Here is a 12,813-nt window from a genome sequence, read left to right as displayed (position 1 = left end):
AAAGATTTTTCTTATCACTTAAGCCTTGCAATAAAGCTGATACAAGGTTTGCATCAGGGTAAGTACTTTGGGGTCGGAAAGCTGATAGAAAATCTGCTTTCCTTCACGACGCGTGCTGACCATTTCGGCTTTTCGGAGCACCGTAAGTTGTTGTGAGAGAGTGGGTTGGTGAATATCTGTTTGTAGCTCAATCTGTTGCACATTCATTTCACTATCGACCAGTACACATAGAATTTTCAGTCGGTCAGAATTCGACAACACTTTTAAGCGTTCGCTTACCACATGAGCCTGAGAAAAATCAATACGTGTCTGAGTTTCATCTGCTGTCATATAAAAAACCTGTATTAGTCACACAATATTTAAAAACCGTCTTGATTAATATTTATAATTATATAATATAAAATTATATATTTTAAGTGGAATATGCTCATGCATGACTTTTTGGCAGCGTTTCTCGGTGGATTACTGCTTGGTCTTTCAGTGGTCGGCTATCTGTATGTGAATGGCCGTATTGCGGGCGTGAGTGGGTTGGTTGGGCAGGTACTTAATCGAAAGACCATTTTCAAAACTCCTGCGGTCTGGTTTTTAGCAGGACTATTTATAGTTCCATTTATCTACGGCGTATTGTTTCAGCCAGAAATTGAGCTGAATGCCAGCCCATGGATGATGGTCATTGCCGGTTTGCTGGTTGGTTTTGGTACACGTTTAGGTTCAGGTTGTACCAGTGGACATGGCATCTGTGGGATTAGCCGTCTGTCAAATCGCTCCTTTATTGCGACCGGGTCTTTTATGCTGGCGGGATTTATCACGGTTTATGTTGTTCGTCATCTGGTTGGAGCTATCTAAATGAAAAATCTATTCGCTTTTCTATTTGGTGGCCTGTTTTCAGTCGGCTTAATGCTCTCAGGTATGTCTAATCCTGAAAAAGTTCTGGATTTTCTGGATCTGTTTGGGGATTGGGATGCCAGTCTTGCCTTTGTCATGATGGGGGCAATTCTGGTGGCTTTTATTCCTTTCCAGAAAGCTAAACATAATCCACATCCGACCACTTTATTTAATGAACCCATTGATTTACCAAAGAATCAAAAGATTGATCCTAAACTGCTGTCGGGTAGTTTATTATTTGGTATCGGTTGGGGAATTGCAGGCATTTGTCCGGCACCCAGTTTTACCCTGATTGGTTTGGGACATTATCAAGCCTTGTATTTTATTGCAGCTATGCTGCTTGGGGTCTGGATTCACCGTAAATGGGCAGGAGTATAAATATGACACAGCAGCCAAACGTCAAAGCGTTTTTTGATAAAAATACCAATACTTTTAGTTATGTGGTGAGCGATCCTCAAACTGCCCAATGTGCCATTATTGATAGCGTGCTGGATTACGATGCTGCGTCTGCCACCACATCGACCGAGCATGCCGATCAGATGATTGCCTATGTGAAATCACAAGGTTTGACGGTGGAATGGATTCTGGAAACTCATGTACATGCTGATCATCTGACAGCTGCCCAATATCTGAAACAGCAATTAGGCGGCAAGATTGCAATCAGTAAAAAAATTGCGCTGGTACAGGAAACGTTTGCCGAGATTTATCATCTGGACATGAAACAGATCAATGCGCATCAGCCTTTTGACTATCTGTTTGAGGATGGTGAGCATTTCAAGATTGGCAAGCTGGAAGTTTATAATATTCCTACGCCAGGACATACACCTGCCTGTTTAAGCTATGTGATTGGTAACGCCGTCTTTGTAGGGGATACACTGTTTATGCCGGACTATGGCACGGCTCGTTGTGATTTTCCAAATGGCAGTGCCTCGGTTTTATATGATTCTGTTCACAAGCTGTTTCAGCTCCCGGAAAGCACCCGTGTATTTTTGTGTCATGACTATTTGCCAGAGTCACGTCATGAATATCAATGTGAAACCACGATTCAGCAGCAAAAACAGCAAAACGTTCATATCCGTGAAGGGATTAGCAAATCTGAATTTGTACAGATGCGTCAGCAGCGTGATGCAGGTCTAAGTATGCCTAAACTGATTTTGCCTGCGATCCAGATTAATATGAATGGCGGACAGTTCCCAATGCCAGAAGCCAATGGTGTGTCTTATGTGAAGCTGCCGCTAAATTATTTTAAGAAGTGATCAATTTATCAGGAACAAAATATTAATCTTTAAATTAAGCGCTTATAAAGTTTGCGAATTTTAATATTCCACCCTATGCTATTTGGGTTAACTCATTTTTATATTTTCAGGGTGCATCGTGCTCAGACAGTTCTTTAAACAGATCTGGTTTGTGATGCTTATGGTATTCGCCGTAAGCTGGAGCGGCATGTCGATTGCTTCAGCAAAAACGATGCATCTGGAAACGTCAACCAAGCAGATGGGTTCCCATTGTAAGGAAATGGAAAAAATAGAGAAGTTACATCGCCAGCATCAAGCTATGCATGATTCTGCTCATGATATGAGTCAGGACATGGATTGCCACTCCGATTTAAATGAACACAAAGATGACTGTCTGGATTGTATTTATAGCTCTTGCCATAACCTGAGTAGCTGGATCGATGTGGAAATCTCGAAGTTAACTCTTCCTGAGATTCATGCCTTAGAAACCACTTTTATCTCTAATTATCAAGCCAAGCACCTTGCCGGGTATTGGCAGGAAATTCTGCGCCCACCTAAAACTTAATCCTCGTTATTTATATTTTAATAAATCAAGGATTAAGTTATGTCGATTAAAATTAGTCAAAGCCTGTTATTGGGCTTAAGTTTAGTGATCTCGTCTTCATTATTGGCTGCTGTAAAAGAATATCAGCTGGTTATTGATGAAGGTCCAGTCAATATCACCGGTAAAACCGTACAACGTATTACAGTGAATGGAAAATTTCCTGCACCTTTACTGGAGTTTGAGGAAGGTGATGAAGCTGTTATTCGCGTCAAAAACAAGCTAAAGAATAAAGAAAGCTCTCTGCATTGGCATGGTTTATTGCTACCCGGCCTGATGGATGGTGTCCCCGGTTTTAACGGGTTTCAGGGCATTGCACCTAATCAGGAATTTGTCTATCGCTTTAAAATTCGTCAGAGTGGAACCTACTGGTATCATGCCCATTCCAAGGGGCAGGAACAGGACGGCCTTTACGGCGCCTTTGTAATCTATCCCAAAAACCAGGCGGAAGTTCCTGCACATGAGCAGACCGAGCGTGATTATGTGGTCATGCTTTCAGAATTTCATGAGCAGTCCGGCCAGCAGATCATGAATAATTTAAAAAAATCTGCCGAGTATTATCAAAATCAGCGTGAAACTCTGAGCGATGTTTTTCAGCAAATCAAACGGGAAGGGCTTAAAGCCACCTGGAATGATCGCAAAATGTGGAATCAGATGCGCATGCTGAAAACTGATCTGTCTGATGTAACCGGCTATACCTTTCTGGTGAATGGAAAAACGCCTGAACAGAACTGGATGGGACAGTTTAAACCGAATGAAAAAGTGCGACTGCGTTTTATCAATGCCTCTGCCATGTCATTTTTTGATGTGCGTATTCCACAGTTGAAAATGACGGTGGTCAGTGCAGACGGACAGCCTGTCAAACCTGTAGTTGTCGATGAATTCCGCATTGGTGCCGCAGAAACCTATGATGTGATTGTGGAGCCCACTGCGGAACATTATCAGATTGAAGCTGAATCGATTGACCGTTCCGGTTTTGCGATTGGCAGCTTACAGAATGAATTAAAGCCAGCTCATCATGCCATACACAAACCTATATCCCGTCCTCGTGCCTTATTGACCATGGAAGATATGGGACATGGCAATATGCAGGGTGAAGCACACGAGCAGATGAATCATCAGAATCATGCTAGCCATGACATAAATGTTAAAAAAGATACTGAACATTCGATGATGGGACATAAGCAGCATGCATCAGCCAAAATTATCGAACAAGGAGAGGACAATCATACCGAGCATTCAGATACTTCATCCGCTATAGATCATGTGAATCACTCAAATATGACCGGGGATATGCAACATGAAAAAGATGCCAAAACTTTTACGCAGCAACCAGTTTACGGCTGGGCCAATGCCTCTACACCGGTAGGGCATAAAGCTTTGCAATATAGCGACCTCAAATCTTTAACTCCGCAAAAAGATATTCGCGACGCAGAAAGCGAATTGGTGATTCGTTTAGGCGGCACCATGGAACGGTATATCTGGACCATGAACGGCAAGAAATTTAATGAAGCAGAGCCGCTCAAAGTGAAATTTGGGGAACGGATCAGGCTGAAATTTATCAATGACAGTATGATGGCACATCCGATGCATTTACATGGCATGTTCATGCAGCTCGAAAATGGCCAGTTTGCAATAGATATGCCGAATAAACATACAGTGATTGTCCCACCTGGAAAAACCGTTACGACTTTGCTGACTGCAGATGAACTAGGTGAATGGGCGATTCATTGTCATCTGTTGTATCACATGACTGCCGGAATGATGAATAAACTGATTGTAGCAAATGTTCAGGAAAATGGCGTTTCGACTCAGGATACTGTGCGGGAAGATCATTCCCATCATCACATGACAAAACCAGTAGAAAAACAAGGAGATGCTCATGTGCACCATTAATCTTTGTTTGAAGCCTGTTTTGGCTAGTGTATTAGCGTTGGGAAATATGGCTGTTTTTGCTGAAGAAAGTTCTCAACAGCATATTGATCATTCGATGCATCATCAACAATTTATCCAATCTTCAGAGCATCATTTAACTTCAGCAGCACTGGAAGTTACTGAAAATTTAATTCCAGATTCAGCTTCAACCTATTCCAGCGAACATGATCATCGCAAGGAACATGGAGGGCAAATTTATACGCGGGTCAAACTGGACAATAAATGGATCAAAAACTCAGAAGGTGAGGGAGGCTTACAGTCTGAGAATGAGCTTCGGATTGGCACGGATGAAAATAAACTGTTCATTAAACTCAAAGCTGACAAGCAGGAATCCAGAGCAACAGAATATGCAGTCCAAGCTCTGTATAGCCGGAATATTTCAGATTTCTGGGATGCTCAGGCGGGTCTTCGCTACCGTCAGGAAAATTTGGGTCAGCCTAATGCTGGGCAAAATATTGAACATGTAGATGCAATATTTGGATTCCATGGGTTGGCGCCGTATTTCTTTGAAACCAATGCACATCTGTATCTTGGTCAAGATGATTTTATCGGACTTGAGCTAGAAACAGAACGTGATCTGCTACTCACACAAAAACTGATTTTGCAGCCTTATGTTGAAGTTGACCTCATTTTGAAGGATAAAGCAGCCAATGCTAAAAAGACTGGAATAAGTCATGCAGCATTCGGTCTGGAAACTCGTTATGAGATCAATAAAAAGATCATGCCTTACCTTAATATTGCTTATGAATATTCCAAGGGCAACGAGAAAACTTCATGGCAGGACGCATCTGATTCTGAACAGGGCGGGCGTTATGGAATCGGTTTAAGAGTGATGTTCTAAACAGATATCTATATAAGCTAATATTTATGAGGCGGAAAAATCATTTTCTCGCCTCATATACTCAGCTATATTTTATTCTTAAGGCCTTTATAAACTTTTAAATTTTTCTTTGTTTTAAATTATTTATCTTCAGAATAAATATAAATACGATTGGACTTATAAAAACCCAAAGTGCCATAAAGCTAATACTACTACTGAATTGAGTTCGTAAAAGGGACAATACCAATAGTAAAAGACTGCCTGAGATCAATTTAACGATGACCGGATAACTCACCAGAAAAGAATATCGAGACTGTCTGGTTTTTAAAATCTGTTTTTCACTCACTGCATAAAAACCAAAACAGGCCATCCAGATCAGTCCTACTATTGCCATCCATATCATGAAGAAGACTCCTGCTGTGCAGTTTTAAGCTTGGCCTGAATTTTATGAACAGCTTTTTGCTGGATAGGTGTAATTTTCTGATGTAGGAAGTAAGCGAGAAGTGCCAAGATCCAGAGCATCAGATCGATACGCAAAAACAGCCAATAGTTCGCAAAAGAATCCAGATAATGCTGGGACCACAAATAATACAGGTCGATGAGTGGAAGCATAAAAGCGGCACAGATGAGAATTTTAAGCTGCGTTTTCCATAAATGCTGTTGTGGCGTTAAACAGGCCAAGATAAAACTACTCAGCCAAATACTAAAGAAGATATAGATTTCATAATTTGTGGTGCCCACAGGAATGTGAATCAAACGGTTTGCATAAAGATAAGCCAGCATGGCAATAGGTAAACCAATTATCATGGTGATATTCAGACGATTCACCAGATAATATCCAAAGTGAAAACGATCCGATTTTTTCTGCATCTGTCGTTTCAGGCTCCAGAGCAATAATCCGGAAGCGATCATGGCACAGCCTAATATGCCTGAGAAAAATAGGGCGAAACGTAAAACAGGTTCGGCAAAACGTGCCATATGCAAACCATATACTCCAGCATTCAGGGTAGCAATTGCACTGTCATTACGGGTGTTTTCAAGCAATTTGCCTGTCGTCGCATTTAATACGAGTTGTGCCTGATTGCGGGTAATAGAATGATCTTTCAATTCGGTTAAGGTAATCTTTGCCAGCTGGGTATTCGGCTGCTTCACGGTAATATTGTCAAATTCTGATTTTCCCCAGTGCTGCTGCGCTGTAGTGATAAAATGTTGAATCGGCAACATCTCCGTTTTAATGGGCACAGCAGAGGGAGCAAGCACATTTATGGTTCGGATTTCTCCAAAATATTGAAATGGATTTTCTGGATATAGCTGCTTCATGCCAGAAGGCAAAACAATATAAAAGAAAATAGCCAGTCCAGTAAAAGTCATAGTTAAAAAGAACGGTAGCGCAATGACGGAACTGACATTATGAAAATCCAGATAGGAACGTTGTCCTTTAAAAGCTCTCAGAGTAAAGAAGTCGGTCAGAATTTTTTTATGAGTAATGATTCCGGAAATCAGGGTCATCAACATGATGAATGCAGCAATGGTGACAATCAGACGGCCAATGGTATAAGGTACGCCATATAGCTGAAAATGAAAGTTATAGAAAAAATCTCCGCCCTGTGTAGCCGAAAGCGTTAATTCCTTACCTGTCATAGCATCCAGGGTTTTAAGTTGATAAGCACCCTCTGCAGTTTGCCAATAAATTTTATTAACCGGTAAATCATGATTTGCTACCCCGATATACCAGTTCTGTGCATCAGGTGCATGTTGCTGTAAATAGCTATAAGCAGTTTTTAAAGCTGTTTCCTGGTTCACCTGCATCATGACAAATTGTGGCTGCATCCACATTGTAATTTCATGGCGATAATAGGTAACCGCACCTGTTAAAAAGATCGCGAAGAGGAGCCAGCCAAAACTTAAACCTAGCCATGAATGTAGCCATGCCATAGATTGACGGACAGATTTATGCATGGTTTAACCTATGAAGCGGGAAATGACAAATAAAACAATGAGAGGAATCAGGCTATAGACTGAAAGTGTTTTAAGACTTTGGATACAGAAGATTCCAATCACAAAACAGACATAAAAAATGAGGGCAATAAAGGCAGCCAGATAAACCGATTCAGCTTTGGGTAAACTCGCCTGTAAAAAATAGGCCAGATCGAGAGCAATCAGATAACTACATAAATAACCAATACCAAAGCTCATGCCTAATCGATACAGGATAGCAAGTGGCTGAAGGGTAGAAATCATGGAAAGGCCTTTATATGAATCTGTATAAATAAATATTGAGGCAACTTAATGCACGAAGCTTAAGGTAGTGACCAGGTACTGTTTCTTATACACTTGCTGATTCAATTTTCCTGTCTTGTCTACTTCTTGACTCACCTCTAGTACATATTGACCCTTCCATGGCGTAGCAATATTAATTTGGCCATGCTTGTTGGTCGTATAGTTTTTAAGCCAGTGCTGTGGGGAATAGACAGTCACTTTGACATCCTCAGCGGGTTTACCCTGATACATGACTGTAAAAGTATTACTGTTCGGTTGAACCGGTACGATATCCAGCTCTGAGTCTGCTTTCAGGTTTTGTCTGCCGGATTTCGCGTGATAGCTGAGTAAGGATTCCCCATAGATCAGTTCATGATAGAGCTCTACATCTGCTTGATCTTTTGTAGAGTAGACCAGATGATCCTGGTGTAGTTGGGGACTAAATTGTTTTTTAGTCTGAATCGCTTTTGCTTGGCTGAATGACTTTAAGGCACCTTCTTGAGTCTCTTTGAGCTGTTCACTATATTCACCAAAAAATGCATGTGTTTTTGCATCTGAAGCACGTTCTAGCCAAAGCATATGGGCCTGAGCAGAAAGGGTCAGTGACAGTCCAATTGTCAAAGTAATGAGTTTTTTCATGAATTCTACCTGATTATTGTTTACATATAAGAAAATGAGCTCCGAATATTCTTTCAAAGCTCAAGCGAAAAATTAATATTTGAATTTTACGGCCACACTGTAATTTGCCGGTGCACCATAGAAGCCTTGCTGATTCGGGAAATTAAATAAGTATTTTTCATTGGTCAGATTATTCCCGTTGGCCTGCAAAGTAATGTGATCATTGAGTTCATAACTGGCCATCAGATTCACAAGCGCATATGCATCCTGTTTGATAATGCCTGCTTGTTGGGTAACAACACCCTCTGTAGCAGCTTCAGGAACTTCTAGATAAGTTTTATCCTGCCATTGCACACCAAGGCCCAGTTTCAGTTTTGGAATCTGTGGCACCTGATAGGTGGTCAGAAGATTAAAAGACTGATTAGGATTAAAGGTACGGGCATCACCACCGTTGATCAGATCTTTAAGACTAAACTGAGTATAGCCAAAGCTTAGATTTAAATGATCCGTTAACTGACCAGCCAAACCAAATTCATAACCTTGTGAACGTAGATCACTCACCTGGGTTTTACGTAAAGTCGGGATACCGTCAGAATCTCGCAACGGATAATTGCTTTGCTCTGTTCTGAATACGGCCATGCTGGCGGTGAGCTTATCATCTAGCCAGGAACTTTTAATCCCAGCTTCATAACTTTCACCTTCGATCGGTTTGTTAATGCTGCCATCATCTGCTTTGGTGGTTTGCGGACGGAAAATCGAGGTATAACTCAGATAGCCTGTATATTCAGGGCTAAAATTATAGGTCAGACCGGCATAGGGTAAAACTTTATCTTCATCATAAACAGTATCTTTTCCATAACTACTGCCACTGCTTTCAGCCTGAACGTAGTTCACACCTAAAAGCAGTTTCAGATCGTCAGTCATATGTAAACGGGTGGCGGCATATAGGCTTTGGTTTTTTTGCCGGATGTGCATTTCACCACTGGTTTTTGACATATCCCAAACTGGTTCGGGCGGCGTAAAACTGGATAGATCTGTGGTAAGTGGGTTGGTAAAGCTGCCTGCATAACCTAACTCATCCAGATTATTTTCAGCCCAGATATAGCCAAAAGATGCTTCATGTTGTTGTCCCCAAAGTGGATAGGTGCCGCTAAAACTCAGACTAGCTTGCTGTTCCTTGTTGTCATCAATATACATACCTGGATATAAGAAAATACCTGAAGTACCGTCAGCACCAGGTTTACCGGACAGGAATAAAAGTTTTGAATCCCGGTCAGTCCGTTTTTCCTCATAACTCAGTTTAGCTTTCCAATCAGCACCAAGTTGTTGTTCGATCTCGGCAAAATAGTTTTTAATATTACTGTCCCAGTAGGCCCAGTCCGGACTGTAATTATAATTTCTTGAATAGCTTAACTGTTCACCTTCAGTATTGATTAAAGGATTGGAACCCCAATTGACACCATTTGGATTATGATTCGTTTCGGTATAACCAGCAGTTATTAAGGTCGAATCAGTCAGGTCAGCCTCAACAACTGCACCAATGCCATTTTTTTCGAGTTCATAGTGATCCAGATAACTATCACCTGTCTGCTGATAGCCAAATACTCGGCCTCTGATTTTTCCATCCTGTGTCAGGGGAGAGGAAACATCTGCTTCATAACGTTGGGTATTCCATGAACCATAACTGGTATTAAACGCGGCTTGAAGCTCCTGAGTAGGGCGTTTTCGAATCATATTAATGGTAGCGCCCGGATCGCCAATACCATTATTTAAGGCATTTGCGCCTTTAACGATCTCAATACGGTCAAATAAAAAGCTGTCTGGATTGTCATTATTGTAGTTATAGCCTTCAAGCGGAATCCCAACGCCGTCTACCAATACGTTTGAGATTTCAAAACCACGTGATAGATAGGAAGTTCGTTCGGTCTCCTGGTTACTTACAGTGATCCCCGGTGAGTTACGGAGTACATCACGGGTATTATCCAGTGCAAAGTCATCTAATTGTTGACGCGTCACTACATTCACTGTTTGTGGCGTTTCCTTAAGAGGAATATTTAGTTTAGAAGCTGTTGCAGAATTTTGAATAATATAGCTTTTAGTCTGTTCAGAGCTTTCTGTTGTTTGTGCTGCATCAGTCACTATCGTGATGGTAGGAAGCTGCTGACTATTTTCTGCAAAACTTTGCTGGGTCAGCAAAATGGCAAAACTGAGCAAAGATAGCTTGAAAGTTAGATGATTGGTATAAAACATTTTAATAAATGTAAATGATAATAATTATCGCTAATGTTATTGATTAGATATTTTTAAATCAATCTAAATACAATAGGAAATTTAAATTAAAAATTACTCATTTATAGGGGAATACTTTGCAGTTAAAGCAGATTAAAAGAAGAAGGGGTTAAGATTTTGCTTAAAATAAAAACGATTTATTTTAGTAAAATAATATGTAAATTATTGACTTCATATTAATTTTTTAAATTTATAAAGTATATTCGCTAAATTTTTTTCATGTAGAGAATGAGATTAATGCTCAAATATAAAAAGAAAAATGAAATAAAAAAAAGCCATCACATTGATTAATGCCAGTCAGTTAAGCAAATATTAGTAAAATGTAGTAAAAATGAGTGTATGTAAATACGCTCATTTTTTTATGACTTTATCTGAAAATTTAGATTGCACCCTTCAACATTCTTTACCTTCACTTAGCCATTTTAGTGAATTTATTGATTTCAACTGGATTGAGGAAAGTCTGCATCAAACAGGTAAGGCATCAATTAGAAGAAGGAAGTTACCTGCTGAACATGTGGTGTGGCTTGTCATTGGACTCGCTTTATTTCGAAATCAACCTATCGGATATGTCGTAGAACAGCTAAAACTTGTATTTGGTACAACAGAATATTGTGTTCCTAGCGCAGTAGTACAAGCACGACAACGTTTAGGATCAGAACCTTTAAATGCGCTATTTTCTTTACTTAGCCAAGCCTGGTTTGAAGAATCTCAGCAGCAATACTCAAACTTTCACGGTCTGAGTGTGTGCGCTGTTGATGGTGTTGTTTGGTCTATGCCTTATACAGATGAGAATTTTGCACACTTTGGTTCATCTAAAGGAAAAACTGCTGATGCTCCTTATCCACAAGTGAGAGCAACCTGCTTAGTAAATACCGCGACCCATGAAATTATAGATGCTCAAATAGGCAGTATGGATCAAGGTGAACTCACACTGGCAAGCCAATTATCTCCTTGTTCACACAGTATTACCCTATTTGATCGAGCCTATTTCTCTGCAGATTTTCTCATCGGGTGGCAAAAACGTGCAGAAGAAAGTCATTGGCTTATGCGTGCAAAAGATAATTTACGGTATGAGATTGTGGAGCGTAATTCGCAACATGACTTTCATATTAGAATGCCGATATCAACAAGAGCTAAAAAACTTAATCCAGCCTTAGGAGACTATTGGGAGGCACGTCTCATTGAGGTTGAGCAGGCAGGTAAGATTAGACGTTATATCACTTCACTAATAGATTCAAAGAGATATCCATTATTAGCTTTAGCAAAACTCTATGCCCAGCGTTGGGAAATAGAAATGTGTTACCGAGAAATCAAGAGTAACTTACAGGAAGGGAAGCATTTAAGGAGTAAACAACCTGCCTTGATTTATCAAGAATTATGGGGAGTCTTTATTGCCTATAATATTCTAAGAAGACAAATGAAATATATGGCGCAACGTGCAAAAGTCAGTCCTTTGAGAATGAGCTTTCATATTACCTCTATTGCTATCCTTAACCTATTGAAGTTTGATTCTTTGGCTTCCGCAGGCAATTTGCCTAAACATCTAGAAAGTTTAATGGAAAAATCTAAAAGGTATGTTTTACCGAAAAAAAGAAGTAGAAACTACCCACGAGTTGTGAAAGGGAAACCACAGAAATACCCAAAAAAATGCCAGTCAATCTCTTAACTGACTGGCATTAATCACATTGATGGCTTTTTATAAATGATATTGATCAATAAGTTTTATAAGGCAAGAACTTGCCAGACAATACGACATTGACACGGTCGCCATTCGGATTTTCTTCGCGTTGAATATCCATACTAAAATCAATCGCGCTCATAATACCGTCACCAAATTCTTCATGAATCAGTTCTTTAATGGTAGAACCATATACATTCACCACTTCATACCAACGATAAATTAAAGGATCGGTCGGTACGCTGGTTGGCAGGGAACCTTTATATGGCACGATCTGTAGCCATGCAACGGCTTCATCACTTAAGCCAAAAATCTGACCAATCTTTTCTGCTTGCTCTTTATTAAACGCCATCTGACCTAAACATGCAGCGGTTACCCATTCTTTAGAAAGACCAATCTCTTTGGCAACATCTGACCACTTAATTGACTTTAAAACTTTCGCTGAAATGATTATGTCAGTTACTTGTTGACGATGGGTAATCATAATCCTCTC

Annotated in this window: 13 protein-coding genes; 7 read left to right on the top strand and 6 right to left on the bottom strand. The window is 40.2% G+C overall.

Annotation, left to right across the window (positions count from 1 at the left end; all coding sequences use genetic code 11):
• Nucleotides 1-18 precede the first annotated feature (18 nt).
• The gene (locus tag O4M77_RS07270) at nucleotides 19-330 is read right to left on the bottom strand and encodes an ArsR/SmtB family transcription factor (RefSeq protein WP_125278654.1); all 312 of its coding nucleotides are present in this window, start codon (nucleotides 328-330) and stop codon (nucleotides 19-21) included.
• A 99-nt stretch (nucleotides 331-429) separates the two neighbouring features.
• Between O4M77_RS07270 and O4M77_RS07265 the strand changes: the two genes are divergently transcribed.
• The 6 genes from O4M77_RS07265 to O4M77_RS07240 all read left to right on the top strand — a co-directional run bounded on the left by O4M77_RS07265 (nucleotide 430) and on the right by O4M77_RS07240 (nucleotide 5,497).
• Nucleotides 430-846, top strand: a complete 417-nt coding sequence (locus tag O4M77_RS07265) for a YeeE/YedE family protein (RefSeq protein ID WP_179993036.1) — start codon at nucleotides 430-432, stop codon at nucleotides 844-846.
• On the top strand, nucleotides 847-1,263 hold the full coding sequence (locus tag O4M77_RS07260; RefSeq protein ID WP_034170881.1) for a DUF6691 family protein: 417 nt from the start codon (nucleotides 847-849) through the stop codon (nucleotides 1,261-1,263). It abuts the gene before it with no gap.
• 2 nt (nucleotides 1,264-1,265) lie between these two features.
• A complete protein-coding gene (locus O4M77_RS07255) occupies nucleotides 1,266-2,141 on the top strand; it encodes an MBL fold metallo-hydrolase (protein WP_180012222.1) in 876 nt (291 codons plus the stop codon).
• Nucleotides 2,142-2,259: 118 nt separating this feature from the next.
• Nucleotides 2,260-2,685 (top strand): hypothetical protein, encoded by a 426-nt coding sequence (locus tag O4M77_RS07250; protein WP_179993033.1) that lies wholly within the window; start codon nucleotides 2,260-2,262, stop codon nucleotides 2,683-2,685.
• A gap of 39 nt (nucleotides 2,686-2,724) precedes the next feature.
• Nucleotides 2,725-4,617: a copper resistance system multicopper oxidase gene (locus tag O4M77_RS07245; RefSeq protein ID WP_323713250.1), complete on the top strand. Its 1,893-nt coding sequence runs from the start codon at nucleotides 2,725-2,727 to the stop codon at nucleotides 4,615-4,617.
• Nucleotides 4,604-5,497: a copper resistance protein B gene (locus O4M77_RS07240; RefSeq protein WP_323713249.1), complete on the top strand. Its 894-nt coding sequence runs from the start codon at nucleotides 4,604-4,606 to the stop codon at nucleotides 5,495-5,497. Before O4M77_RS07245 ends, O4M77_RS07240 begins: the two co-directional genes overlap by 14 nt.
• A gap of 378 nt (nucleotides 5,498-5,875) precedes the next feature.
• Here O4M77_RS07240 and O4M77_RS07230 read toward each other — a convergent pair whose 3' ends face one another.
• The 4 genes from O4M77_RS07230 to O4M77_RS07215 all read right to left on the bottom strand — a co-directional run bounded on the left by O4M77_RS07230 (nucleotide 5,876) and on the right by O4M77_RS07215 (nucleotide 10,603).
• Nucleotides 5,876-7,435, bottom strand: coding sequence for a PepSY-associated TM helix domain-containing protein (locus O4M77_RS07230; protein WP_323713248.1), 1,560 nt, complete (start codon nucleotides 7,433-7,435; stop codon nucleotides 5,876-5,878).
• A 3-nt stretch (nucleotides 7,436-7,438) separates the two neighbouring features.
• Nucleotides 7,439-7,717, bottom strand: coding sequence for a hypothetical protein (locus tag O4M77_RS07225; protein ID WP_166138842.1), 279 nt, complete (start codon nucleotides 7,715-7,717; stop codon nucleotides 7,439-7,441).
• A 45-nt stretch (nucleotides 7,718-7,762) separates the two neighbouring features.
• Nucleotides 7,763-8,374, bottom strand: a complete 612-nt coding sequence (locus O4M77_RS07220) for a DUF4198 domain-containing protein (protein ID WP_323713247.1) — start codon at nucleotides 8,372-8,374, stop codon at nucleotides 7,763-7,765.
• Nucleotides 8,375-8,446: 72 nt separating this feature from the next.
• Complete coding sequence (locus O4M77_RS07215; protein ID WP_323713246.1) at nucleotides 8,447-10,603, bottom strand: TonB-dependent siderophore receptor; 2,157 nt, start codon at nucleotides 10,601-10,603, stop codon at nucleotides 8,447-8,449.
• 400 nt (nucleotides 10,604-11,003) lie between these two features.
• On the opposite strand from O4M77_RS07215, the gene O4M77_RS07210 reads away from it, so the two are divergent.
• A complete protein-coding gene (locus O4M77_RS07210) occupies nucleotides 11,004-12,308 on the top strand; it encodes an IS4 family transposase (RefSeq protein ID WP_004784488.1) in 1,305 nt (434 codons plus the stop codon).
• 46 nt (nucleotides 12,309-12,354) lie between these two features.
• On the opposite strand, the gene cynS is transcribed toward O4M77_RS07210, so the two are convergent.
• Nucleotides 12,355-12,804, bottom strand: a complete 450-nt coding sequence (gene cynS, locus O4M77_RS07205) for a cyanase (protein WP_323714074.1) — start codon at nucleotides 12,802-12,804, stop codon at nucleotides 12,355-12,357.
• Between the last annotated feature and the right edge of the window lie 9 nt (nucleotides 12,805-12,813).

The organism is Acinetobacter sp. YWS30-1 (genome assembly GCF_033558715.1).
Classification (GTDB): domain Bacteria; phylum Pseudomonadota; class Gammaproteobacteria; order Pseudomonadales; family Moraxellaceae; genus Acinetobacter.
Note: the sequence above shows the minus strand (reverse complement) of the source record. Positions and strands in the feature narration are given on the sequence as shown.

Excerpts from the sequence above, each read along its gene's own strand:
- O4M77_RS07230 (WP_323713248.1), bottom strand. The coding sequence starts at position 7,435 with ATGCATAAATCTGTCCGTCAATCTATGGCATGGCTACATTCATGGCTA.
- cynS (WP_323714074.1), bottom strand. The coding sequence starts at position 12,804 with ATGATTACCCATCGTCAACAAGTAACTGACATAATCATTTCAGCGAAA.
- O4M77_RS07225 (WP_166138842.1), bottom strand. The coding sequence starts at position 7,717 with ATGATTTCTACCCTTCAGCCACTTGCTATCCTGTATCGATTAGGCATG.
- O4M77_RS07220 (WP_323713247.1), bottom strand. The coding sequence starts at position 8,374 with ATGAAAAAACTCATTACTTTGACAATTGGACTGTCACTGACCCTTTCT.
- O4M77_RS07255 (WP_180012222.1), top strand. The coding sequence starts at position 1,266 with ATGACACAGCAGCCAAACGTCAAAGCGTTTTTTGATAAAAATACCAAT.
- O4M77_RS07260 (WP_034170881.1), top strand. The coding sequence starts at position 847 with ATGAAAAATCTATTCGCTTTTCTATTTGGTGGCCTGTTTTCAGTCGGC.
- O4M77_RS07265 (WP_179993036.1), top strand. The coding sequence starts at position 430 with ATGCATGACTTTTTGGCAGCGTTTCTCGGTGGATTACTGCTTGGTCTT.
- O4M77_RS07245 (WP_323713250.1), top strand. The coding sequence starts at position 2,725 with ATGTCGATTAAAATTAGTCAAAGCCTGTTATTGGGCTTAAGTTTAGTG.
- O4M77_RS07240 (WP_323713249.1), top strand. The coding sequence starts at position 4,604 with ATGTGCACCATTAATCTTTGTTTGAAGCCTGTTTTGGCTAGTGTATTA.
- O4M77_RS07215 (WP_323713246.1), bottom strand. The coding sequence starts at position 10,603 with ATGTTTTATACCAATCATCTAACTTTCAAGCTATCTTTGCTCAGTTTT.
- O4M77_RS07210 (WP_004784488.1), top strand. The coding sequence starts at position 11,004 with ATGACTTTATCTGAAAATTTAGATTGCACCCTTCAACATTCTTTACCT.
- O4M77_RS07270 (WP_125278654.1), bottom strand. The coding sequence starts at position 330 with ATGACAGCAGATGAAACTCAGACACGTATTGATTTTTCTCAGGCTCAT.